Here is a 23,519-nt window from a genome sequence, read left to right as displayed (position 1 = left end):
CGCATCCTGGCCGACCGCCTTTACATTGTAGATCACCTACTGGGGACGGACGTTATGGTTGCCGGCGAACAGGTTTCCGGGATCGTACTGACGCTTGACCGCCGCGAGCCGCTCATAGGTCTCCGTGGGATAGATCGCGGCGACGTCCTGCTCGGTGGCAGAAGCGAGGAAGTTCGCGTAGGCGCCGTTGACGTGCGGTGCGAGTCTCCCCCAGATCGCTTCCAGAGCAGGACGAGCGGCCTCGACGACCGGCTTCGGACCCGCGATGGTGGTCACGAACATCAGCTCCGCCTGGCGATGCGCGTAGGCGGTGGCGTCGTCGGGGACTCGGGACACCGCACCGCCGACGCTGCGAACGGCGATGAACGGCGACCCCGCCGATGCCCCGATCTCGACAAGGATCTGAAGGACCTCGGACACCGACTCCTTGTCGGCGAATGCGCTTCGGGTGACCAGCTGAATGCCCGGCGGCGGGGTCGCGCCGTCCACGAGCGTGTCCACATAGGGCTTGAGCGCGACATCGTCGTCGATCGCCGTGCCGAGCCGGCGGATCGGGTCGATCGCCTCGGCCGCGAGCTCCGGATCATCGCCGTCGAAGGTGACCTGGATCTCGACCGGCGCCGCGGGTCCGCCGGCGAAGGGATTGGCGAAGCTCGCGATGGAGGTGAGCTCTTCGGGGGCGGTGCGGAGGTAGTCCGCCCAACCCTGGAGCACGGTGGCCGCCTCCGCCGCCGGAAAAGCGATCTTGCCGTAGAAGACGTCTGTCGTCGGGTGTGCCGCGAACTCGAAAGCGGTCACGATCCCGAAATTGCCGCCGCCACCGCGAATCGCCCAGAACAGCTCCGGGTTCTCCTCCGCGCTCGCGTACACGACCTCCCCGTCGGCCGTGACCACCTCTGCGGCGACCAGGCTGTCCAGGGCCAGGCCGTACTTCCTGACCTTCCAGCCGATGCCACCGGTCAACGTCAGCCCACCGACACCGACGCTCTTGGTGTCGCCCGAGGAGATCGCCAGGCCATGCGGGGCCAGGGCGTCCGCGACCTGACCCCAGGTGGCGCCGCCGCCGATCCGCACGAGGTGACGGTCCTTGTTGATGATCTCCACGTTCGCGAGCCTGCTGAGGTCGATCACGACGCCGCCGTCGTTGGTGCCGAAGCCCGGAAAGCTATGGCCGCCGCCTCGTACGGACAGCGAAAGCCCTGTGCCGGCCGCGAATCTGACACCTGCCCGCACGTCTCCGACGCTCTTGGGCCGCAGAACATAGGCCGGACTACCCGAAGCCAATATCGAGCGGCTGGCCGATTCGTACTCCGCTGCGCCCGGTTCGATGATGTCGCCGCCGAAGTCACGGCGAAGGGTTTCAAGCGCTGAACTCATGACATTCCTTCCGTTATGCGAACTGGCCGGGCTGGTAGTCGCCGCCCGGCAGCCGGGTGATGACGCCCAGGCGGTTGTTGGCGTTGATCAGGGCGATGAGCATCACCAGGGCTGCCAGCTGTTCCTCGTCGTAGTGCTTGGCGGCATTCGCCCAGGCTTCATCCGTGACGCCACCGGCCGCATCAGCGATGCGGGTGCCCTGCTCGGTCAGCTCCAGGGCGGCGCGCTCGGCGTCGGTGAACACCGTGGACTCTCGCCAGGCAGCGACCAGGTTGATGCGCACCGAGGCCTCCCCCGCGTGCGCGAGGTCTTTGCTGTGGGCGTCGGTGCAGAAGCCGCAGCCGTTGATCTGACTCGCGCGGAGCAGCATCAGGTCCTGGGTGGCGGTCGGCACCGTCGAGTCCTTGATGATCACCCTGCTGGCCGAGGCGATGTACTTCATGGCCTTGGCGGCGAGCGGGCTGCCCGAGAGGTTCAAGCGGGGTTCCAAGACGTGTCTCCCTCGTGTTGTCGTACTGAACGAACACAAGATGCCGACGACCCGATCCTTGTGACAGCGCGGCCATGTGACGTGCGCCACAAACAGGTGGCGTCCTGTCATTCGGCAGCGGACAACGGGGAATCGATGTCACAAAATGGCAGGGTCCGGTGTCTGATGGGTGACACAGTCGAGAGTGAACAGGAGTCATCCATGGCCGGCACGTCGCAGACGGCGCCCGACGATCGCGGTGGGGACATGGGCCGCGACGATCGCCCCGATCCCGCCACGGAGGCGTTCGTCGCTCACCGCAACCTGTTGTTCACCGTCGCCTACGAGATGCTGGGCTCGGCCGCCGACGCCGAGGACGTCCTGCAGGAGACCTGGTTGCGGTGGGCGGGGGTCGATCTTGACGAGGTGCGGGATCAGCGTGCCTATCTGGTCCGGATCACCACGCGGCAGGCGCTCGGCCGGCTGCGTACGCTCGGCCGGCGTAAGGAGTCCTACGTCGGTCCTTGGTTGCCTGAGCCGCTGCTGACGGCGCCTGATGTGGCCGAGGACGTCGAGCTGGCCGACAGTGTCTCGATGGCGATGCTGCTGGTGCTGGAGACGCTCACGCCGACCGAGCGGGCGGTGTTCGTGCTGCGTGAGGTGTTCGATCTGGCCTACGACGAGATCGCCGAGGCCGTTGACAAGAGCCCGGTCGCGGTTCGCCAGATCGCGCATCGGGCGCGGGCGCATGTGGCGGCGCGCCGTCCGCGGGGGGTCGTGTCCCCGGCCGAGACCCGGGGTGCGCTCGAGGCGTTTCAGCGGGCGGTCGAAACGGGCGATCTGCAACGTCTGTTCGACCTGCTCGCGCCGGATGTCGTCCTCCTGGGTGACGGTGGCGGTGTCGTGCAGGCCGCGCTGGAGCCGATCGTGGGGGCCGAGCAGGTGGCTTACGTGCTGGGCAGGATCGCGGCCACGGTGTCGCTGCAGCCGGCACAGGTCAATGGCTATCCGGCGCTGGTTTTCCGGCTCAATGGCGCCATCGAGGGCGTCATGGCGGTGCGCGTCGACGACGGCCTCATCACCGGGCTCTACGCCGTACGCAATCCCGAGAAGCTGTCACGGGTCGAAAGGGAGACCGCCCTGCGCCGCTGAACTCACCGGCTCATTCACTTCGCTACCGGTGTCATGGAGATCTCCCAGAAATCGGCGTAGCGGCCGCCGCGGCGCAGTAGCTCGTCGTGGCTGCCTTCCTCGACGATCCGGCCCCCGTCCAGAAAGACGACACGATCGGCGCGTTGGACGGTCCGCATCCGGTGCGCCACCATCACCACCGTCCGGCCCGCCATCAGGCGCTCGATTCCTTCGTGGACCGCCGCCTCGTTCACCGGGTCCAGCGCGGAGGTCACCTCGTCCAGCAGGACGACGGGCGCGTCCTTCAGCAGCGCTCGCGCGATCGAGACACGCTGGCGCTCACCACCCGACAGCAGCGCGCCGCCCTCGCCGACATGCGCCGCCCATCCGCCGGGCAGTCGCTCGATCACCTCGTCCAACCGCGCCGCGATCGCTGCCGCCCGTACGTCGGCAACGCCTGCGTCGGGACGGCCGAGCCGCACGTTCTCCTCGATCGTGCCGTCGAAGAGATAGACGTCCTGGAAGACGATGGCGAACTGCGCCATCAACACCTCGGTGCTGATCGCGCGCACGTCCACACCCCCCAGACGCACCACGCCCGCGTCCACGTCGTAGAAGCGCGCGAGCAACTGCAGCAATGTGGTCTTGCCGGCACCCGACGGTCCGACCACGGCGAGCCGCTGTCCCGCCGGCACGGACAACGACACGTCGTCCATCACCATGCGGTCGCCATGCCGGAAGGCGACGGACTCGAGCTCCAGGTCATGGCGTACCGGCTGGATCGGTTCGCGAGGTTCCGGCAGCGGCTCGGTGCGCAACACCGTGTCGAGTCTGGCCAGCTCGGAACGCGCGCCACGCAGTTTGCCACCCATGGCCGCCAGCGACAGCAGCGGGTCGGCGCAGCGGGCGGCGAGCACCAGGATCGACAGGACCTCCGCCGCGCCGATGCTCCCGCCGAGCGCGAGGTAGGCGCCCAGGACCAGCAGCACGGTGAACATCGCCTGCACCGTGAGCGTCAAGCCCACGATGCCGGGCAGCGCCGACAGCGTGGACCGGCGGGATGCGCGCTGGACTTCACGCAGCGAGTCGTCGAGCGACCGGAAGCGTTCAACGGTCCGGCCGCCGGCGCGCAGCACCGGCTGGGCCTGGAGATATTCGATGACCCGCCCGGTGGCCTCACGGCCGCGTTCGGCGCTCTCCGCATCGTCGGCGGCCGTCGAGCGTCCCGTCCAGATCTGGATCGCCGCCACGATCGGTGCGGCGACCAACGCGGCCAGCCCCAGCTGCCAGTTGAAGGCGAGCAGTACGACAACGATCGTCAGGGGGGTCACACAGGCGGAGATGAACGGTGCCAGCAGGTGTGCTATCACGCTCATCGCCTGCAGGAGGCCGCTGCTGGCCATGACGGACACCTCTCCGACGCGGCCGGCGCTGTACCAGCCGATCGGCAATCGGGCCAGATGATCGCCGAGCCGGTGATACATACCGCGCAACAGCGTGGTCCCGACGCGGAAACCAGACAGATCACTGACATAGCGCAGCACCGCGTAGACCGCGACCGCGGCCCCGAACGCGATCAGCCACGACCGCGCATCTCCTGGGCTGCTCCCGAACAGCGCGCGCAGCACGGGAACCAGCAGTGCGTAGGACAAACCCTCGACCACCGCGGTCGTCGTCATCAGGGCCACGGTGCGACGCACCGGCTGGGCGTACTCGTGTCCCAGCACGCGCAGCAGCATTCGAATCATCGGGGCTCGTCTCCTTGCACTACGCCATCAGGGGTTTCGATCTCGTCGGCGATCGCCGATCGGTGGGATCGCCAGAACGCGGCGAACTTCCCGTCCCGTGCCAGCAGCTCGGCGGGCTTGCCTCGCTCGACGATCGACCCGTTCTCCAGCACCACGACGGTGTCGGCGTCGGCGACCGTCTCCAGGCGATGGGCGATGACCAGAATCGTCTGATCGCTCCCCAGCGTCGCCAGGGCCCGGCGCACCGCCTGTTCGGTCTGCGGGTCGGCGAAGGAGGTCGCCTCGTCGAGCACCAGGACGGGCGTGGCGGCGAGCAGTGCGCGGGCCAGCGAGATCCGCTGCGCCTCCCCACCCGACAGTCCGGCGTCCTCACCGATCACCGACTCGTATCCGCGTGGCAGCTCGAGAATTCGGTCATGAATATTCGCCAGCTTGGCGGCGCGAACCACGTCATCGAAGTCGGCATGCGGTACCGCCAGCGCGATGTTGTCCGCGACCGACGCGCGCAGCAGGCGAACGTCCTGGAACATGAAGGAGACCAGCCGATAGAGCTCCCGGCTGCCGATCTGGCGCAGATCGACACCGCCCAGGACGACCGAACCATGGGTCGGGTCGAAGAACCGCGGCAACAGCTGAACCAGCGTGGACTTCCCGCTTCCCGACGGTCCGACGATCGCGGTGACCGTCCCCGGTTCGAGCACCAGGTCGATCCCGCGCAGCACCTCGTGATCGGGTTCGTAACCGAATCGAACGTCACGCAGCTCCACCCGGTGTCCGTGTGGCGCGACCGGATGGGCGGGCTCCGGTAGCGGTGGTACGTCGAGCACGTCCCGGATCCGTCCGACCGCGCGCCGGGCGGCCTGCATGTCGTCGAAGCCGTGACCGAGGGCCGCCACCGGAGCGGTCAGGCCCAGTCCCAGCAGCAGGAAGGGCAGCAGGTCGGCCGGGGCCATGGCGCCGGCCGTGATCAGTGTCGCACCGCCGATCAGCACGACCAGCAGCACGAACGGCGGCGACAGCACCAGCTGCATCCCGGCGGCGATCCCGGAGATGCCGCGCACCCACCGGTAGAAGCTGTCGACGAAATCGTCCGCGGCCGTGCGGAACTTACGATGGGCGCGCCCGGATCCGCCGAACGCCTTGACCACCGCGATGCCCTGCACGAACTCGACGACGGAACTCGAAATCCGTCCCATGGCCGCGTCGAACTCCTCCTGCTCACGCAGCCGGGTCGGGAACATCATCAGGGGGACCAGCGCCACTGCCAGCCCCACCGGTATCAGTGTGATCAGCGTGAGCCGCCAGTCGATGGCGAACAAGTAGACCAGCGACACCAGCGGCACCACGAACGCGGAGGCGAGCTCGCCGGGGGTGTGGGCGATGAACGGATGTACGGCACTCACGTCGTCCCCCACCACCTTCGCCAGCTCGCCGGTCCGGCGCCGGGAGAACCAGCCGATCGGTACGCGCCCCAGCCGCGCGGCCAGTTGCCGGCGAAACGACAGTTGCACCTGGCCGTCGAGGAGATGCCCGATTCCGGAGGACGCGGCCGTGAACAGCAGCCGGACGAACAACCCGGCCGCCCCCGCGATCACGACGAACCAGACATGGCCGTGATCGATCGGGCCGGGCGACAACAGGGCTCGCCCCAGTTCGACGACTGCCAGCAGCGGTGCCAGACCCGCGACAGCGCCGATGACCTGGAGGATCATGACGGCGGCGAAACTCCCGAGATGAGGGCGCAGCAGCTCTGCCATGCTCTGTCCCGCCGTGGAATCGGCATCCGACGATGGTGTGGACTGTCCCCTCGCGTCGGCAAGGTCAGTGGTTGTCATCGCTTTCCCGTCGTCGCGGATCTCTTCTCGGCCAACCTCGATCGCCTCACTCGGCCAGGGCACGGCGCAGGGCTCCGGTGAGTTCGGCGAGCTGCCGCTGTGACACCTCGGCGGACAGGATCGCCTGCGACCCGTGGAAGGTGCCGGGCCACTGGTGCAGCTCGACCGACACACCCGCCTCCAGCAGGCGCATCGCGTAGCCCATGCCCTCGTCGCGGAGCGGGTCGAACTCCGCCGTGGCGATGTAGGCGGGCGGCAGGCCGGACAGATCGGTGGCCCGCGCCGCGGCGGCGTACTGCGTGGCCGGCGCGGTGCCCAGATAGTGCCGCCACGTCGCGGCGAGCTTGTCGCGGGTCATCCAGGGCGTGTCGGTGAAGTTCCGGGCCGACCAGGTCACCTGGCGGTCGTCGAGCTCGGGCTGGTTGAGGAGCTGGAAGCGGATCGGCGGGCCCTGCTCATCGCGCGCCCGCAGCGCCACCGCGGCCGCGATGCCCGCGCCCGCGCTGTGACCGCCGACCGCGATGCGGGCCGGGTCGATGCCGAGCTCGGCCGCGTGCTCGGCCGTCCACGTCAGTACGGCGTAGGCGTCGTCCAGGGCGGCCGGGAACCGATGCTCGGGAGCCCGGCGGTAGCCCACCGAGATCACCACCGCACCGGAGCCGATCGCGGCCCGGGACGCCCACGGGTGCTCGGTGTCCAGGTCACCCATGACGAATCCGCCGCCGCGCAGCCAGACGATGGCGCCCAGTGCCTGGCGCGGGCGATAGATCCGCACCGCCACATCCGGATCGGCGGGCACCATCCGGTCCTCGACCTCCAGTCCCGCCATGTCCGGCGCCGGTGCCGCGCCGGCCAGTGCGGCGAGGTCCTTGCGCGCGGTGACCGGGTCGGTCAGGTCGGCCGGGGGGAACAAGGGGATGAAAGCTTCCAGTTCGGCGTCCATGGCGCCCATCCTCACGGTCGCGACCCCTCGCGATCATCCGCCATCCGTCGTGTGTTCTGTCGAAATAGCGCGCCGATCGGCGCATCACCGCGGAAAGCCCCGTATCACCTGCCGTTTGTCCCTAACGCCTGGACCGATAACCAATTTTCGGGCATGCTTGTCGAGATCTTTGGTCAAGAAGCTACGAAAGGACGATCAGGTGCGAATGCCGGCAAAGGCAGTCCTCCTCACAGCGGCACTCTGTCTCAGCGGTGTCGTGGCGAGCCCCGCGAACGCCGCTGCGGCGGCGAGCCCGGAGAGCATCTGCGGCTCCGGTTTCGCGCGCATCACCGGCGGCACACAGCCGGTCAAGACCTCGAGCGGCCGCCGGTACGGCACGGTCTACCTGCTCTACAACCGCAGCAACGGTTACAACTGCGTGGTCACGATCAAGTCGAGCTTCGTCGGCACGAAGACGCCCGTCAGCGCCGAGCTCACGGTCATGCCCAAGCCGATCAAGGACACGAAGCAGGACCCGACCGTGCGCCGGGACAAGGGCAACTTCAAGTCCTACGCAGGCCCGGTGAAGTATTGGGCCGAGGGCAGGTGCGTGAAGTTCTGGGGCACGATCAAGCCGCTCGGTCACGACCCGGCCGTCGCCAGTGGTGGCCGTCAGAAGTGGGGCAACTGCGGGTAACACCCCGCGGGAGTCAGTCTCTGACCAGCCGAGGGGTGGCCAGCGTGGCCAGCGTGGCCAGCTCCGTCCGGTTGCCGACCTCGAGTTTGGCGTACACGTGTGACAGGTGGATCTTCACCGTGCCGCGGCTCATGAACAGCCGGGCGCCGATCTCGGGGTTGTTCAGGCCCTCCACCACGAGCCGGACCACGTTCAGCTCGGGGTGGACCGGGCCTCGCGCTGCTCGCGGCCGGCCTGGTCGACGAGTTGCACCTGATCGTCGGCGCGAACGCGCTCGGTGACGGCACCCCCGTCTTCACCTCGGCGGTCAACGGGCTGTCCTTGGCGCAAACCCGCCGGTTCGACGATTCGGACAGCGTCCTGCTGCGCTACACAGCAGGACGCTGAGCGGCTGGCCACCAGTTGGCCGTGCGTTTGGCGATCTCCTCGCGCATGAAGACGCTCGACTCGCGGGCGCGTTCCTCCCAGGCGAAGACGCAGACGGTCATGATCGCGTCGGGGGTGCGGGCGAAGTCCATGGCACCGAGGGTGTCGAAGAACTCGTCCCAGTCGACCTCGCCCTGGCCGATGTCGAGGTGCTGGTGGACCCGGGCGGGGTTGCCGGGCGGGTTGGTGATGTAGCGCAGGCCGCTGGAGCCGGTGTGGTCGTAGGAGTCGGCGACATGCAGGTGGGTGAGCTTGTCACCGGCGTACCGCATGATCCCGGCGATGTCACCGCCCATGTGGAAGGTGTGCGGGGCGCAGTACAGGTACGACACGAGCGAGGAGTTGATGCCGCGGACCATGTCGGCGGCGACCTTGCCGTCCTCGACGAAGTCGTCCGGGTGCGGTTCGAGGCGGAGCCGCACCCCCTCGCGCTCGAAGATCGGCAGCAGTTCGTCCATCGACCTCCAGAACTTCGCCTCCGACAGGCTCGCCTGCTCGGGGCGGCCGTTGAACTCGCTGTTCATGACGGTGCAGCCCAGGTCGACGGAGATCTGGATGGCGCGTTTCCAGTAGCGGACGGCGGCCTCGCGCTCGTCCTCGTCGGGGCCGGACCACCGGTAGAGCGGCAGCACCGAGGCGATCCGCACGCCGGCGCCGTCGAGGGCCCGCTTGAAGGCGCCGACTCTCGCGTCGTCCGCCCGGGGATGCAGGAAGAACGGCATGAAGTCTTCCCGCGGCGACAACTCGATGTACTCGTAGCCGAGGTCGGCCACGACGCCGGGCAGCTCCAGCAGCGGGACGGCCCGCAGCATGTAGGGGTCGAGGGCGAGTTTCATCTCAGCTCCTTCCGGTCGATCCCGCCGACGCTTCCAGCGCGGCGAGTTCCGCTTCCAGGTCCGCCATGGCCTCGCCGCCCGCCATCAGATCCGTGATCTGTTCGCGAGTCCGTTCGCCCTTGTGGAAGTCGTCCGCCTTCCGGCCGTGGATCAGGACCGCGAAGTGGTCGCCGACCATCATGGCGTGCAGGACGTTGTGGGTGACGAAGATGACCGCGACGCCCTTCGCACGGGCCTGCATGATGATCCGCAGGACGTGCGTGGCCTCCTTGACCCCGAGCGCGGCGGTCGGCTCGTCGAGGATGAGGATGTTGGCTCCGAAGTAGACGGCCCGGGCGATGGCCAAGGCCTGGCGCTCGCCGCCGGACAGGCTTCCGACGAGCCGTTTGCCGTCGGTCACCCGGGTGATGCCGAGGGACTGCATCTCCCGGACGGCGATCTCCCCGGCGAGACCCTTGTCGAAGCGCTTGAAGGGTCCCCAGCCCTTGGTGGGCTCGACGCCCACGAAGAACGACCGGCCGACGCTCATGAGCTGGAAGGTGCCGCCGAACTGGTGGACCGTGGCGATCCCGTACGCGCTCACGTCGCGCGGGCTCTTGAAGACGACGGGCTGCCCGTCCACCTCGATGGTGCCGCTCGTGGGGGCGTGGAAGCCGGAAAGGATCTTGATCAGCGTGGATTTCCCGGCGCCGTTGTCGCCGAGCAGGCACAGCACCTGTCCCGCGTGCACCTCCAGGGAGATGTCCTCCAACGCGTTCGTGCCGACGAACGACTTGCCCACGTCTGTGAGGCGAAGGAGTGGCTGGGTCATGATCAGGCCTTCTTTCCGGAACGCGGCGCGTGCGACAGCGCCAGCCGGCGGAACGTGTTGTTCATGAGGACGGCGGCGAGGATGAGCACGCCGAGGATGAAGCTCGCCCAGTCAGAGTTCCACCCCGTGTAGTAGATGCCCTGATTGACGATCGCGAAGGTGAGGGTGCCGAAGACGATCCCGACGACGGATCCGTAGCCGCCGGTCAGCAGGACGCCCCCGACGACCACCGCGATGATGGAGTTGAAGACGAACGACTGCCCGTTGGCGACCTGGGCGCCGTTGTAGAGGATGGTCTGGATCACGCCGACCAGGGCGGCGCCGAATCCGCTCCCGGTGTACAGCGCGATCTTGAGCCGGTTGGTCGGGATTCCGGCCGCGCGGGCGCTCTCCTTGTCGCCGCCCACGGCGAGGATCCAGTTGCCGTACTTGGTCATCTGGAGCATCCAGCCGACGCCGAGCGCGACCACGATCCACCAGAGGATCGCCACCTCGAACTGGCCCGCGATGAGGGTGCCGAAGACCGCCTTCGACCCCGGGTCCGGGTTGAGGGCGACGCTGGTCGTACCGGTGATCACGCGGGACAGTCCGAGGGTCAGCCCGGCCATCCCGAACAGGGTGGCCAGGGTGACGACGAACGACGGCACGTTGGTCCGCGTCACGATGAGCCCGTTGAGCGCTCCCGCCGTCACGCCGACGCCGAGGGCGAGCACGATGCCGAGGATCATCGGGGCGCCCCAGTAGCCCGAGACGATCGCCATGGTCATCGAACTCGCCGCGAGCACGGAGCCGACCGACAGGTCGAGCTCGCCGGCGATCATGAGCAGGCCGACCGGGAGGGCGATGATGCCGAGTTCGGCGGCGACGTTCAGCCAGGCCGCGGTGCCGGCGGAGGCGAGGAAGTGGGTGCCGCCGAAGATGGCGAAGAAGACGAAGACGCCCAAGGTTCCGATGAGGGCGCCGGCCTCCGGACGATACGTCAGATTGCGCAGGGAACGTCCCGACGACGTCCCGGCCGCTGCCGGGCGGGCCGTGTCGGAGATCTGGACGGTCATTGCTCTTTCACCTCAAAGTGGTCATCCATAAAGTCGTCATCCGTGGGAGCGAGGCACCTTCGGCGGATCAGCGGACGCCGGCCTGGACACCGGCGATCGCGGCGTTGACGTTGCCGGCGTTGATGATGGCGGGCCCGGTCATCAACGTGTTCTGCGCGACGAGAAGCCCGTAGGCGTTGTAGGCGTAGGCCTGTGACACGGCGAGGTAGCCCTGCAGGTAGGGCTGCTGGTCGATGCAGAAGAGCTGCTTACCGGCCTTGATGCGGTTGAGCTGGGCCTCGTTCATGTCGAACGTGCCAAGCTTGATCTTGGCTCCGGCGCCCGCCTGGTCGATGGCGGCGGCCGAGCTGTCGGCGTCTCCGGTGCTGATGGTGACCACGCCGTCGATGGAGTCGTCCTTGAGCAGGGCCGACTTGATGGCCTGCGTCACGGCTGTCGGGTTGCCGAAGTTGGACGAGGGCAGCGGTAGCTGGGTGGACTTGCCGCCGCCGCTGCTCATGCCCTCGGCGACGCCCTTGCACCGGGCCTCGGTGTTCACGGCGCCGGGAAGGGTGTTGACGCACAGGACGTTCTTGGCGCCGTTCTTGGCGAAGAACTCGCCGCCGGCCTTGCCGGCCTGCTGCTCGTCGGAGCCGGTGTAGGTCAGCGCGCCGACGTTCTTCGCCTGCTCGGTGCCGCCGGCGTTGAACAGGAAGACCGGGACGCCGCCGCTGGAGGCGGTCTTGAAGGCGTCGTTCTGCGCCTCGGGGACCCAGTCGGCGCCGATGATGGCGGTGGCGCCCTGGCTCTTCGCGCTGAGGATGAGCTTGGCGGCGTCCGGGCCGAGGTTGTCATAGTTCTGCGGGCCGAGCCAGGTCACCTTGCCGCCGTTGGCCTTGACGACCGTGGCGGCGTCGTCCACCCCCCGCTTGACCGCCGACCAGAACGGGTCGTCGGACTTGCCGCCGATGACGAAGAGGGACACCTTCCCGCCACCGGGTCCGGCGGTGTTCGCGGCGGCGCCTGCAGCGCCGGCGGTGGGCTGGCTCGCGGTGCCGGTGGTGGCCTTGCCGCTGGCGCAGGCGGTCAGGGCAAGGGCGGCGAACAGGCCGATCGCCGTCAACGGGAGGCGGTTGGGGCGGCCGGGCGGACGCCGCCGGGTTCGTGTGCCTTCCATCTTTGCGGTACTCCTTCGTGTGATGCGCCGGCGTGACAGATGTCTCGGTCGGAGCGCGCGGTATATCGGGGGGTATGTCGGATGGCCGACCGGCGAGGCCGATCGCGGGCCTGAGTGCGCGCTCACGCGTTCACAGCGGGTCGCGCCGATTCACGCGAAGCGGTCGGGGAGGTGGCCCTGGTGGTGGTGCGGGTCGCTCGGCGTTCCCACGACGACCGTGCGGTCTAGCGACCGGCGGCCTCGAGCAGGGTCTTGGCCGCGGCGGCCAGGCCCTCGAGCTGGTCGAGCTCCTGGTCCTCGTGCTCGATGTTCACGGCCATGTCCGGGTCCACCTTCTCCAGTTCGCGCAGGAAGGCGGTCCACCAGGTGACGTCGTGGCCGCGGCCGACGGCGACGAAGTCCCAAGAGGAGTTCTCCGGCCAGCGGGACAGGGTGTACGGCCCGCCGAGGCCGACGGCGCCCGGCTCGTCCGGGTGGACCCGGCCGAATCGGTCGTCGAGGACGCCGTTCACCCGCGCCGCCGGGTTGATCCTGGTGTCCTTGGCCGCGGCGTTGTACACCAGCGAGCCGAGGTGGGCGGTCGCGTCCACGGGGTCGATGCCCTGCCAGAACAGGTGGCTGGGGTCCATCTCGGCGCCGACGTGGGTCGCGTTGATCTCCTCGGCGAGCCGCTCCAGCGTCGCCGGGTTGTAGACGACGTTGTGCGGGTGCATTTCGATCGCCACCTTGACGTCGAAGTGGGCCGCCCGCCACTGGACCGCCTTCCAGAACGGGATCGCGACCTCGTTCCACTGGTAGTCCCGTACGTCGAGGTAGGCGCTGTCCCAGGGCAGAACGTTCCAGGCCGGGTTGGTCCCGGTGGCGCTGGCGGCGGGCGTGCCCGACATGGCGACCACGCGTTTGACGCCCAGGAGGGCGGCCAGCTCCAGGGACCGCAGGAGGTCGTTCGAGTGCTTCTCCCGCACCACGGGGTTGGGGTGCAGGGGGTTGCCGTTGCAGTTGAGCGCGGTGAGCGTGATCCCCTGCTCGGCGAAGAGCCCGAGGTAGTCCTGGCGGGCCTGTTCGCTGGCGAACAGGTCGTCGATCGGGAGGTGCGGCTCCGGGATGAACCCGCCGGAGTTGATCTCCGCGCTGTCCAGACCCATCCCCTTGAGAATGGCCAGGGCCTCGGGCAGCGGTTTGTCGTGCAGGCAGGCGGTGTAGGCGCCGAGCTTCATGGGTCCTCGTTTCTTCGCTGAGGTGGCTTGTGGGTCAGAGAGCGGGTGAGGCGATCTTGACCTCGGCGCCGCCGTTGCGGGCCGACTCGGTGATCGCGGCGAGGAGCCGGAGGTTGTGCAGCCCGTGCTCGAACGAGGGCACCCTGGGCAGCCGGTCGAGCCCGGCCACCTGCTCCAGGAACGCCCGGGCCTGGAAGACGAACAAGTCGTTCTGGCCGTATCCGACCCCGGGGAAGTCCATGGGCAGGCCGCCGGTGAGGTAGGGGTGGTCCGGGCCGACGGCTACCTGCCGGTAGCCCTTGGTGGGCCCGTCCACCGCGCGGTCCATGTAGCCGAACTCGCCGGCCCGCAGCAGGTCGAAGGTCGCCGCGGCGTTCTCGGCGAACAGTTCGAAGCCGAGGGAGTTCGCCAGGCCGAGCGCGACGCGGGAGGCGGACATGGTCGCCGTGGCCCCTGATTCGAAGGTCGCGGTGAAGGTGACCAGGTCCTCGTTCTCGACCGGCTCGCGCTCGTCGCTCAGCGTCGCCGCGGCGTGCCCGACCGCGGCGCCCAGCGGCAGCGCGCGCTCGGTGATGAACGTCGACAGCGTCGTCCCCCGGACGGACCGCATCGGGCCGCAGAGGAACTCGGCGAGGTCCACGAGGTGGCTGCCGATGTCGGCGAGCGCGCCCGAGCCAGGGCCGCCCTTGTACCGCCAGCTCATCGGCCCCGAGGCGTCGGCGCCGTAGTCACACCAGTAGTGGCCGTTGAAGTGGATCGGCCGCCCCATCGACCCGTCGTCGACCAGCCGCTTGACCGCCGCGATCGCGGGCGAACGGCGGAAGGTGAAGCCGACTCCCGTCTGCAGCTCCGGCCTGGCCTGGGCCGCGGCGACCATGGCCTCGGCCTCCTCGAGGGTCGGCGCGAAAGGCTTCTCGCACAGGACGTGCTTGCCCGCCGCCAGGAGCCCCTCGACGACTTCCCGGTGCAGATGATTGGCGACCACCACGCTCACGACGTCGATGTCGGGGGCTTCGGCGACGGCCTGCCAGGACGTCTCCGCCCGCGTGTAGCCGAACCGGCGCGCCGTCTCCCGCGCGAAGTGCTCGTTCACGTCGGCGATCGCCACCAGCCGCACGTCGGGCAGACCCGAGTCGTACGTCGTCGTGGCGCTGCGATAGCCGGCGGCGTGCGATCTGCCGGCCATCCCGGCACCGATGACGGCGACGCCGATGTGGTCGTTGGGCATGCCAGCTCCTTGGATCATGGGCGTAACTGAATGGGGGCGTCCGCATCGCGTAAACCGCCCGCACAGCCGGTTTGGAAACCGGTTTAAGTGAATGCGCCGAGCATGCGACTTGTTACAGGCATATGTCAAGGGTTTGTGCTGACAAAGCCTTCGGCATTATGGTGACCGCATGGCCGACCACACCGCTCCGACACCGCCCCGGCCAGGGCGCCGCCGGCCCACGATTCTCGATGTCGCCACCGCCGCCGGCGTGTCCAAAGGCCTGGTCTCGAAGGTGCTCAGCGGCTCGGCGGGACCGAGCGCGGCCACGACCAAGCGCGTCCTGGCCGTCGCCGAGCGCCTGGGATATCGCAAGGACAGGAACGCCACGCTCCTCGCCAAAAGGCGGACGCGACTCATCGGCGTGACCATTCTTCCCAGCAACGTCTACCACGGGGAGCTGGCCGAGGAGATCCAGTCGACGGTCGACGCCGCGGGCTACGAGACCGTACTGGGGGCCATGACCGCCACCCACGACGAGCGGCGCGCCATCGAGACGCTCATCGACTTCCGGTGCGAGGCGCTCCTGCTGCTGGGGCCGACGATGCCCGAGGCCGAGCTGGCCGCCCTCATCGAGGACATCCCGACGGTCTGCGTGGGGCGCCCGCTCGACCTGCCGAACGTGGACGTGGTCCGCGCCGACGACGAGCAGGGCATCTCCGACGTGGTCGACCACCTGGTCGCGCTCGGCCACCGGCGCATCGCGCACGTCGACGGCGGACCGGGGCACATCTCCGCCGTCCGGCGGCGCGCCTATCAGGCGGCCGTGCTACGCCACGGAATCGAGGCCGTCGTCCTGCCCGGAGGGCTCACCGAGCGTCACGGGGTGGCGGCGCTGCGGCAGCTCGACTCCGGCGCGGGCGTCACCGCCGTCGTCGCGTTCAACGACCGCACGGCGCTGGGGGCGATCGAGGCGCTGGAGAGCGGGGGCCTCAGCGTGCCGGCCGACATGTCGGTGGCCGGCTTCGACGACAGCCTCATGGCGCGGCACCCCCGCATGGCCCTGACGACCGTGAGCCAGTTACCGCTGGAGCAGGCCCGGCTCGCCGTCCAGGCGGCCATAGACCGGCTGGACGGCGCACATCAGGAACGCCGCGAGATCCTGCTTCCCACACGTCTGATCGTCCGTGGCAGCACCGGCCTTTCTCCACGGATCTAATGGTTTCCGGGAATGCGGATTTACCATTTGACGATAGATGCTTGTCCTTTCTTTCGTGAGGGGCGGTCAGTCGTTCTGCGGGAAACCGAGATTGAGCCCGCCGTGCGAAGGGTCGAGCCAGCGGGAGGTGACGACCTTGCCACGGGTGAAGAAGTGCACGCCCTCCGTGCCGTGCGCGTGGGTGTCCCCGAACAGGCTGTTCTTCCAGCCGCCGAAGGAGTAGTACGCCACCGGCACCGGGATCGGCACGTTGATGCCCACCATGCCGACCTCCACCTCGTTCTGGAAGCGCCGCGCCGCCCCGCCGTCGTTGGTGAAGATGGCCGTGCCGTTGCCGTACGGGTTGGCGTTGATGAGGGCCAGGCCCTCGTCGTAGGACTTCACGCGGACGACGGACAGCACCGGGCCGAAGATCTCGTCGCGGTAGATGGACATGTCGGGGGTGACGTCGTCGAACAGGGTGGGCCCGAGCCAGAAGCCGTCCTCGCCGCCGTCGAAGTCCCCCGCGCGGCCGTCCACGACGAGCGTCGCGCCCGCGGCGCTTCCTTCCCCGACGTACCCGGCCACCTTGTCGCGGTGCTGGCGGGTGACCAGCGGGCCCATGTCGCAGCCCCGGGTGCCGTCACCGGTGCGTAGCTTGCGCATCCGGTCCTTGATCTTCTCGACGAGTTCGTCGGCGATGGTGTCGACCGCGACGAGCGCGGAGATCGCCATGCAGCGTTCGCCGGCTGAGCCGAAGCCGGCGTTGACGGCGGCGTCGGCGGTGAGATCGAGGTCGGCGTCGGGCAGGACGAGCATGTGGTTCTTGGCGCCGCCGAGGGCCTGCACCCGCTTGCCGTGCGCGGTGCCGGTCTCGTAGACGTACCGGGCGATCGGGGTGGAGCCGACGAACGAGACGGCCCGCACGTCGGGATGGGTGAGCAGGGCGTCCACGGCCTCCTTGTCGCCGTGCACGACGTTCATGACGCCGTCGGGCAGGCCGGCCTCGGTCCACAGGCGGGCCATGGCGACGGCCGCCGAGGGGTCCTTCTCGGAGGGCTTGAGTATCACCGCGTTGCCGCAGGCGATGGCGATCGGGACGAACCACAGCGGCACCATCGCCGGGAAGTTGAACGGCGAGATCACCGCCACGACACCGAGCGGCTGCCGGATGGAGTACACGTCGACCCGGGTGGAAGCGTTCTCACTGAACCCGCCCTTGAGCAGGTGCGGGATGCCGCACGCGAACTCGGCGACCTCCAGCCCCCGGGTGACCTCGCCGAGCGCGTCGTCGAGGACCTTGCCGTGCTCGGCGGTGATCAGCGCGGCGATCTCGTGCTTGCGCGCGTTCAGCAGCTCGCGGAAGGCGAACAGCACCTGGGCGCGCTTGGCCAGCGAGGTGCCGGCCCAGCCCGTCCAGGCCGCCTTGGCGGTCGCGACGGCCTCGCCGACGAGACCGGCCGAGGCGAAGTCGACGCGGCCGGTGACGGCGCCGGACGCGGGGTTGTGCACGACGCCGGTTCGCTCGGAGCCGCCCTCCCAGGAACGGCCTCCGATGAGGTGGGTGATGTGAGTGGTCAACGTACTGGTCCTTCCGGGTCGTGGGGTGTCGGGGCCACGTGGGGGCGTTGCGAGGCTTTGTGCGTCGTGTACCGCTCGTAGGCGCGGCGGGTGGTGCCGAGCTCGCTGACCTGGCTGACCGGGACGTCCCACCAGGATTCGCTGTCCGGGGCGTGCACCATCGGGTCGGTCTCGACGTGGATGACGACGGGGCCGCCGTCCGCCGGGGCGGTCTTGGCGTCCTTGATCGCCTGTTCGAGCTCCTGCCGGTCGCGTACCTCGATGACGGTGGCACCGAAGCTGCGGGCGCTGGCGGCCAGGTCGACCGGCAGCCGGTCGCCCGCCAGCCGGCCGGTGGCTTCGTCGCGGAAGCGGTAGCTGGTGCCGAAGCGCTGCGAACCGAGCTCCTCCGACAGCGAGCCGATGGAGTGGAAGCCGTGGTTCTGGACCAGAACGACGATGATCTTGATGCGTTCCTGGACGGCGGTGACCAGCTCGGTCGGCATCATCAGGTACGAGCCGTCGCCCACCATGACGAAGACGTCCCGGCCCGGGTCCGCCAGCCGGACGCCGATGCCGCCCGGGATCTCGTAGCCCATGCAGGAGTAGCCGTACTCGACGTGGTAGGCCTTGCGCTCGCGCACCCGCCACAGCTTGTGCAGGTCGCCGGGCATGGAGCCGGCCGCGCACACCACCACGTCCGCGGGGTCGGACAGCTCGTTGACACGGCCGAGCACGGTGCCCTGGGTGAGCACGCCGTCGGCGAGCGCGCCGGTGACCTCCGGGGGCGGGTTGTACGCCGCCTCCACCTTGGCGTCCCACTCGCGCCACAGCCCGGCCTGCCGTTCCCGATAGGCCGGGTCCACGTGGTGACCGTCCAGCGCCTGGGTGAGCGCGGTCAGGGCCTCGCGGGCGTCGGCCACGACCGACAGGCCCGCCAGCTTGCCGGCGTCGAAGCGCGCGACGTTGACGTTGACGAAGCGCACGCCCGGATCCTGGAAGGCGGTGCGCGAGGCGGTGGTGAAGTCGCTGTAGCGGGTGCCGATCCCGATCACCAGGTCGGCCTCCCTGGCCAGCGCGTTGGCGGCGGTGGTGCCCGTCGAGCCGACGGCGCCCATCGCCTGCGGGTGGCCGTGCGGCAGCGCGCCCTTGCCGGCCTGGCTCTCCCCCACCGGGATGCCGGTCGCCTCGCAGAACGCGCGCAAGGCGTCCTCGGCGCCGGAGTAGTGCACCCCGCCGCCCGCCACGACGAACGGCCGCCGGGCCGCCGAGATCAGCGCCGCGGCCTCGGCGAGGTCGGCGGTCTCCGGCAGGGGCCGGCCCACCCGCCAGACCCGCGGGGCGAAGAGCTCCACCGGCCAGTCGAACGCCTCCGCCTGCACGTCCTGCGGCAGCACGATCGTCACCGCCCCCGTCTCCACCGGGTCGGTCAGCACCCGCATGGCGCCGAGCAGCGCCGAGGGCAGTTGCTCGGGCCGGTTGACCCGGTCGAAGAAGCGCGACAGCGGGCGGAAGGCGTCGTTGACGGTGACGTCCGCCGCGTACGGCGCCTCCAGCTCCTGCAGCACCGGCCCCGCCACCCGCGTCGCGAACGTGCCCGACGGCAGCAACAGCACCGGCAGCCGGTTGATGGTGGCCAGCGCCGCCCCGGTGAGCATGTTGGTCGAGCCGGGGCCGACGGACGCCGTGCAGACCCAGGTCTGGAGGCGATCCTTCTGGCGGGCGTAGGCCACGGCCGTGTGCACCATCGCCTGCTCGTTGCGGGCCAGCACGTACGGCAGGCGGTCCGGGTGGTCGTCGGCGAGCTCGTCCTGCAGCAGCGCCTGACCGAGCCCGGCGACGTTGCCGTGGCCGAAGATGCCGAAGCACCCGGCGAACAGCTTCTGCCGCCGCCCGTCGCGCTCGCTCCACTGGACGGCCAGGAAGCGCACGACGGCCTGGCTGACGGTCAGGCGTACCGTGCCGGTCATCGGGTTCCTCCCGGCTGCTGGGCCCAGGTCTGGCGGATCCAGGCGTGGGCGGGGTCGTCGCAGATGAGCCAGGCCCGGGTGGCGCCGGGGCCGGCCATCACGTTGAGGTAGTACAGGTCGTAGCCGGGCGGGGCCATCGCGGGGCCGTGCCACCCGTGCGGGACGAGGACGACGTCGCCGGTGCGGACCTCGGCGAGGACGTCGATGGGGCGTTCGGCGGTGCCGTACACGCGCTGGTAGCCGACGGGGTCCGCGCCGTCTGGGGCGCCCGGCCGGGCCTCGACCTCGAAGTAGTAGATCTCCTCCAGCTCGGTCTCCAGGCCGTCGCGCTCCTCGTCGTGCTTGTGCGGCGGGTAGGAGCTCCAGTTGCCGGCGGGCGTGATCACCTCGCAGGCGATGATCGAGTCGGCGTCGAGCACCTGCGGGATCCCGAAGTTACGCACCTGGCGCGCGGCCGCGCCGGCGCCGCGCTGCTCGACGGGGACGTCGGCCGCGGCCAGGTGCCGGAACGGCGGCGGCTCGGTGCGTTCGGCGGCCTTCGCTCCGCAGAGCGCGATCGTCGCCGGACGCTCGCCGGCGGTCACCGTGAGAGCGGCGCCCCTGGGAACGTAGGCGACGTCGGTGGGCCCGGCGAACACGCTCGCGCGTCCGGCCAGCCGGGCCTTGTGGTGCTCTCCCGCGTGGTCGACGGCCGTGACGTCGGCGCCGCCCCGCAGGGGCACCACGATGACCTCGCTGTCCCCGGTGTCCAGCTCCACCTGCGCGAACGGCGCCAGCGTGGCCACGCGCAGGCTCGTACGGGCCCACCCGGGCACGGCGTCGGTGATCGACACCTGGAAGGGCCCTTCGGCGGCCGTGCCGTACGGCCGGACCCAGCGTTCGTTGTCGTTCATGAGCCGTCTCCGTGTACGAGCCCCGCGGCGAGGTCCACCGCCGCGGCCACGTCGCCGTCGGGCGGGAACAGCAGCGCCCTTCCCACGACCAGTCCCCGCACGGCGGGCAGCCGCAGGGCTCTCCCCCACCTGGCGTAGGTCTCGTCGGGGTGACCACCGGGGTCGCCGCCCAGCAGCAGGGTGGGCAGGGTCGTGGCGTCCATGACCCGGTCCAGCTCCTCGACCACGGGCAGCTTCAGCCAGGTGTGCTGGCTGGTGGCGCCGAGCCCGGCGGCGATGTGGACGGAGGTGATGGTCGAGTCGGGGTCGAGCAGATTGTGCACCCTGCCCTCGCGGCGGACCGACAGGAACGGCTCCACCATCGCCATGACGCCGTGCGCGCCCAGCTCGGTGACCGCCCGGCCGCCGGCCTCCAGCGTGGCGGCCGTGCCGGGATCGTCGAGGCAGATCCGGGTGAGCATCTTGCCGCCCTCCAGGCCGCGGGCGACGATCTCCGCCGCGGTGTAGGCGGTGAAGCGATCGTCCAGCTCGAAGACCGCGCCCTGCAGCCCGCCCCGGTTCATCGAGCCGATCGCGACCTTGTTCTCCAACGCTCCCAGCAGCAGCAGGTCGTCCAGGATGTCGGGGGTGCCGAGCACGCCGTCCACTCCGGGGCGCGACAGCGCCGTCGTCAGGCGCTCCAGCAGGTTGCTGCGTGAGGCCATCGCCCTGGCGTCCGCGCGCACGCCGAGCGCGCCGCGGGCCGGGTGGTCGGCGGCCACGATGAGCAGCCTGCCGTCCGCGCCCACCAGGTCGCGCCGCCGGCGGGCGGCCCAGCCTTCGGCGATCCGGCGCGGTTCGCGTACCCGGATCTCGGTCAGATCGGCGATGCCGGGGCGACTCGGCGTCTGGATCGTCATCGTCCGTCCTCTTCACTGTTCGGCATGGCGCTCTTCAGCCCCACGCTCTCCGGTGTCTCGCTGCTCAGCCCCACGCTGCTCAGCCCCGCGCTCTTCAGTACCGCGCTCTTCAGTACCGCGCTCTTCAGTACCGACTCGACTTCGGCCTCGGTCGGCATGGCGTCGGCGCATTCGAGCCGGCCGGCGACGATGGCGCCCGCCACGTTCGCGAAGCGCAGGATGCGGGTCAGGTCCCAGCCGGACAGCAGGCCGTGGACGAGCGCGCCGCCGAAGGCGTCGCCGGCGCCGAGGCCGTTGACGACCGTCACCGGGAAGGGCGGCACCTCAACGCGCTCGTCCGCGGTCGCGGCGAGCACCCCCTTGGGCCCCTGCTTCACGATCGCCAGCTCCACGCCCCGCTCCAGCAGGGCGTCCGCCGCCCGCCGCGGGTCGGCCTCCCCGACCGCGACCTCGCACTCCTCCCGGTTGCCGACCGCCACCGTGACGTGCTCCAGCGCCTCGCTCACCTGCGCGCCCGCCTCACCCGGGTCCGGCCAGAACATCGGCCGGTAGTCGAGATCGAGCACGGTATGCGCGCGACGGCCGCGGGCCCGCCAGGCGGCGAAGTGCGCCGAGCGCGACGGCTCCTGCGACAGCCCCGTGACGGTGGCCCAGAAGACCCCGGCCTCGCGCACGGCGTCGAGCGGCACCTCCTCCGGCTCGATCAGCAGGTCGGGCGCGATCGGATAGCGGTAGAAGTACAGCGGGAAATCATCCGGGGGGAAGATCTCGCAGAACGTCACCGGAGTCGGCGGCCCGTCGACCTCACCGGCGAAGACGTCGTCCACGCCGAAGCCGCGCAGCTCTCGACGGACGAAGCGGCCGAACGGGTCCCGCCCGGTACGCGTGATGATCGTCGCGCGGCGCCCGTGCCGGGCCGCGGCCACCGCGACGTTGGTCGCGCTGCCGCCCAGGAACTTGCCGAACCGTTCCACGTCCTCCAGGCCGACGCCGTGGTCGAGCGGGTAGATGTCCACCCCGCACCGGCCGATGGACACCAGGTCGTATGACTGCGCCATCGCTTACGCCCCCGCCGCGCGCGCCGAGGCGAGCCGGTGCCCGGCGCTCGGATGGAGTGCGGCCACCGGCGGGGTGGACGGAGTGGTCATGGCTACTCGATCCCTTCGATCTCGGAACGCGGTACGGGCCCTCGACAGATCGCCCGGCTCCGCGACGCCTAATGCCTCGAGCGCGCCGCGGTCCGCCCCAGGTCAAGGTGGTCGGCGATGGTATGCAGCCTGCCTTGCCGATGCGGCCTGCGTCAATACTTTGTCCTGACATCTTAGCGTAACGTCATAGTGATGAGAGGGGCCACACGGCCCGGGTCACGGTTTCGGCGTGAAGGCTGCGGCGTGGTCGCGGGCGAAGTCGGCGAGGTCACGCGGGCGGCGCACTCGGCGATGTCGCGGACGTCGATCATGCCGATCCGCGCCGAGGCCAGATTCAGCGATCGAGGTCACCGACGAAGACCTCGGCGCCCCGCTCGCACCTGGACTCTTCGCGGACGAGAGCGAGGAGGTCCACATCGGCTCCGTCCAGCGCCTTCATCAGTGCGGTGGACACGGTTCCGGTGACTCCGGTGATCAGTATGGTGCGTGACACCCAGAGCGCGACGGTCTGCGGCACCGGCAGGTGCGCATCAGCCTCCGCTCGGGCGCCGGCGAAGAGCTGATCGAAGGGGTACGGCAGGGCACCCTGGACGTCGCGTTCCTGGGGCTGCCCGTGGGCGTCCGCCCCAAGGGCGTCCACGGTCACGAACTGGCGCGCGGCGACCTCGTCGCCGTGGTCGCGCCCGGTCACCCCCTGGCGGCCGCGGTCCGGCGCGAGGTCGCCTTCGAAGTGACGACCGTGGACTTCATGGCCCGCCTGATCCGGCAGGGCCTGGGCATCGGGATGCTGCCCGCCGCCTTCGTGTCCGAGCTGCCCGATCTGCCCGTCCTCCAGCTACGCGACGCTCCCGCCCGCATGGAGCACCTCATCTGGAGCCGCTTCCCTCCCTCCCCCGCCGCCGCGGCGTTCCTGTCCGCCCTCGGCATCTCGGCGGCGGAGGCCTCAAGACCGCACGACTCGTGA

At 69.8% G+C, this 23,519-nt stretch carries 23 protein-coding genes; 5 read left to right on the top strand and 18 right to left on the bottom strand.

Features of this window, described 5'->3' with window-relative positions:
- Positions 1-36 precede the first annotated feature (36 nt).
- Together KLK06_RS47620 and KLK06_RS47615 are read right to left on the bottom strand one after the other, a co-directional pair.
- Entirely contained in the window at positions 37-1,377 is a 1,341-nt protein-coding gene (locus KLK06_RS47620; RefSeq protein ID WP_214642374.1) for an FAD-binding oxidoreductase, read from the bottom strand.
- A gap of 13 nt (positions 1,378-1,390) precedes the next feature.
- Positions 1,391-1,867: a carboxymuconolactone decarboxylase family protein gene (locus KLK06_RS47615; RefSeq protein WP_214642373.1), complete on the bottom strand. Its 477-nt coding sequence runs from the start codon at positions 1,865-1,867 to the stop codon at positions 1,391-1,393.
- Between the two features lie 201 nt (positions 1,868-2,068).
- On the opposite strand from KLK06_RS47615, the gene KLK06_RS47610 reads away from it, so the two are divergent.
- Positions 2,069-2,998 (top strand): RNA polymerase sigma-70 factor, encoded by a 930-nt coding sequence (locus tag KLK06_RS47610; RefSeq protein ID WP_374197197.1) that lies wholly within the window; start codon positions 2,069-2,071, stop codon positions 2,996-2,998.
- A 14-nt stretch (positions 2,999-3,012) separates the two neighbouring features.
- Here the strand turns inward: KLK06_RS47610 and KLK06_RS47605 are convergent, their stop codons facing one another.
- From KLK06_RS47605 to KLK06_RS47595, 3 genes are all read right to left on the bottom strand, one after another.
- Positions 3,013-4,725, bottom strand: coding sequence for an ABC transporter ATP-binding protein (locus KLK06_RS47605; protein ID WP_214642372.1), 1,713 nt, complete (start codon positions 4,723-4,725; stop codon positions 3,013-3,015).
- Complete coding sequence (locus KLK06_RS47600; protein WP_250907134.1) at positions 4,722-6,482, bottom strand: ABC transporter ATP-binding protein; 1,761 nt, start codon at positions 6,480-6,482, stop codon at positions 4,722-4,724. Before KLK06_RS47600 ends, KLK06_RS47605 begins: the two co-directional genes overlap by 4 nt.
- Before the next feature lie 124 nt (positions 6,483-6,606).
- Positions 6,607-7,503: an alpha/beta hydrolase gene (locus KLK06_RS47595; RefSeq protein WP_214642370.1), complete on the bottom strand. Its 897-nt coding sequence runs from the start codon at positions 7,501-7,503 to the stop codon at positions 6,607-6,609.
- A gap of 256 nt (positions 7,504-7,759) precedes the next feature.
- On the opposite strand from KLK06_RS47595, the gene KLK06_RS47590 reads away from it, so the two are divergent.
- Positions 7,760-8,179 carry a hypothetical protein gene (locus tag KLK06_RS47590; RefSeq protein ID WP_214642369.1) on the top strand — a complete coding sequence of 140 codons (420 nt, stop codon included), beginning with the start codon at positions 7,760-7,762 and terminating at the stop codon, positions 8,177-8,179.
- A 13-nt stretch (positions 8,180-8,192) separates the two neighbouring features.
- Here KLK06_RS47590 and KLK06_RS47585 read toward each other — a convergent pair whose 3' ends face one another.
- On the bottom strand, positions 8,193-8,369 hold the full coding sequence (locus KLK06_RS47585; RefSeq protein WP_308168765.1) for a LuxR C-terminal-related transcriptional regulator: 177 nt from the start codon (positions 8,367-8,369) through the stop codon (positions 8,193-8,195).
- A 56-nt stretch (positions 8,370-8,425) separates the two neighbouring features.
- Between KLK06_RS47585 and KLK06_RS47580 the strand changes: the two genes are divergently transcribed.
- A complete protein-coding gene (locus KLK06_RS47580; RefSeq protein WP_214642368.1) occupies positions 8,426-8,566 on the top strand; it encodes a hypothetical protein in 141 nt (46 codons plus the stop codon).
- On the opposite strand, the gene KLK06_RS47575 is transcribed toward KLK06_RS47580, so the two are convergent.
- From KLK06_RS47575 to KLK06_RS47550, 6 genes are all read right to left on the bottom strand, one after another.
- Positions 8,548-9,441, bottom strand: coding sequence for a sugar phosphate isomerase/epimerase family protein (locus tag KLK06_RS47575; protein WP_214642367.1), 894 nt, complete (start codon positions 9,439-9,441; stop codon positions 8,548-8,550). The genes KLK06_RS47580 and KLK06_RS47575 overlap by 19 nt on opposite strands.
- 1 nt (position 9,442) lies before the next feature.
- A complete protein-coding gene (locus tag KLK06_RS47570; RefSeq protein ID WP_214642366.1) occupies positions 9,443-10,252 on the bottom strand; it encodes an ATP-binding cassette domain-containing protein in 810 nt (269 codons plus the stop codon).
- Between the two features lie 2 nt (positions 10,253-10,254).
- Positions 10,255-11,307, bottom strand: coding sequence for an ABC transporter permease (locus KLK06_RS47565; protein WP_214642365.1), 1,053 nt, complete (start codon positions 11,305-11,307; stop codon positions 10,255-10,257).
- Between the two features lie 67 nt (positions 11,308-11,374).
- On the bottom strand, positions 11,375-12,463 hold the full coding sequence (locus tag KLK06_RS47560; RefSeq protein WP_214642364.1) for a sugar ABC transporter substrate-binding protein: 1,089 nt from the start codon (positions 12,461-12,463) through the stop codon (positions 11,375-11,377).
- A gap of 224 nt (positions 12,464-12,687) precedes the next feature.
- Positions 12,688-13,680 (bottom strand): sugar phosphate isomerase/epimerase, encoded by a 993-nt coding sequence (locus KLK06_RS47555; protein WP_214642363.1) that lies wholly within the window; start codon positions 13,678-13,680, stop codon positions 12,688-12,690.
- A 34-nt stretch (positions 13,681-13,714) separates the two neighbouring features.
- Positions 13,715-14,908, bottom strand: coding sequence for a Gfo/Idh/MocA family protein (locus KLK06_RS47550; RefSeq protein ID WP_214642362.1), 1,194 nt, complete (start codon positions 14,906-14,908; stop codon positions 13,715-13,717).
- A gap of 169 nt (positions 14,909-15,077) precedes the next feature.
- Between KLK06_RS47550 and KLK06_RS47545 the strand changes: the two genes are divergently transcribed.
- On the top strand, positions 15,078-16,106 hold the full coding sequence (locus KLK06_RS47545) for a LacI family DNA-binding transcriptional regulator (RefSeq protein WP_214642361.1): 1,029 nt from the start codon (positions 15,078-15,080) through the stop codon (positions 16,104-16,106).
- A gap of 66 nt (positions 16,107-16,172) precedes the next feature.
- Here the strand turns inward: KLK06_RS47545 and KLK06_RS47540 are convergent, their stop codons facing one another.
- The 6 genes from KLK06_RS47540 to KLK06_RS47515 form a co-directional block, all read right to left on the bottom strand.
- On the bottom strand, positions 16,173-17,666 hold the full coding sequence (locus tag KLK06_RS47540; protein WP_214642360.1) for a CoA-acylating methylmalonate-semialdehyde dehydrogenase: 1,494 nt from the start codon (positions 17,664-17,666) through the stop codon (positions 16,173-16,175).
- The gene (iolD, locus tag KLK06_RS47535; RefSeq protein WP_214642359.1) at positions 17,663-19,615 is read right to left on the bottom strand and encodes a 3D-(3,5/4)-trihydroxycyclohexane-1,2-dione acylhydrolase (decyclizing); all 1,953 of its coding nucleotides are present in this window, start codon (positions 19,613-19,615) and stop codon (positions 17,663-17,665) included. Before iolD ends, KLK06_RS47540 begins: the two co-directional genes overlap by 4 nt.
- Complete coding sequence (gene iolB / locus KLK06_RS47530) at positions 19,612-20,508, bottom strand: 5-deoxy-glucuronate isomerase (protein WP_214642358.1); 897 nt, start codon at positions 20,506-20,508, stop codon at positions 19,612-19,614. Before iolB ends, iolD begins: the two co-directional genes overlap by 4 nt.
- Positions 20,505-21,407, bottom strand: a complete 903-nt coding sequence (locus KLK06_RS47525; protein ID WP_214642357.1) for a deoxyribose-phosphate aldolase — start codon at positions 21,405-21,407, stop codon at positions 20,505-20,507. The genes iolB and KLK06_RS47525 overlap by 4 nt, the downstream gene beginning before the upstream one ends.
- The gene (iolC, locus tag KLK06_RS47520) at positions 21,404-22,465 is read right to left on the bottom strand and encodes a 5-dehydro-2-deoxygluconokinase (protein WP_214642356.1); all 1,062 of its coding nucleotides are present in this window, start codon (positions 22,463-22,465) and stop codon (positions 21,404-21,406) included. Before iolC ends, KLK06_RS47525 begins: the two co-directional genes overlap by 4 nt.
- 424 nt (positions 22,466-22,889) lie before the next feature.
- Positions 22,890-23,048: a hypothetical protein gene (locus KLK06_RS47515; RefSeq protein WP_214642355.1), complete on the bottom strand. Its 159-nt coding sequence runs from the start codon at positions 23,046-23,048 to the stop codon at positions 22,890-22,892.
- Between the two features lie 30 nt (positions 23,049-23,078).
- On the opposite strand from KLK06_RS47515, the gene KLK06_RS47510 reads away from it, so the two are divergent.
- Positions 23,079-23,519: a LysR substrate-binding domain-containing protein gene (locus KLK06_RS47510; RefSeq protein WP_214642354.1), complete on the top strand. Its 441-nt coding sequence runs from the start codon at positions 23,079-23,081 to the stop codon at positions 23,517-23,519.

It is taken from the genome of Nonomuraea sp. NEAU-A123 (genome assembly GCF_018603905.1).
Taxonomy (GTDB): domain Bacteria; phylum Actinomycetota; class Actinomycetes; order Streptosporangiales; family Streptosporangiaceae; genus Nonomuraea.
Note: the sequence above shows the minus strand (reverse complement) of the source record. Positions and strands in the feature narration are given on the sequence as shown.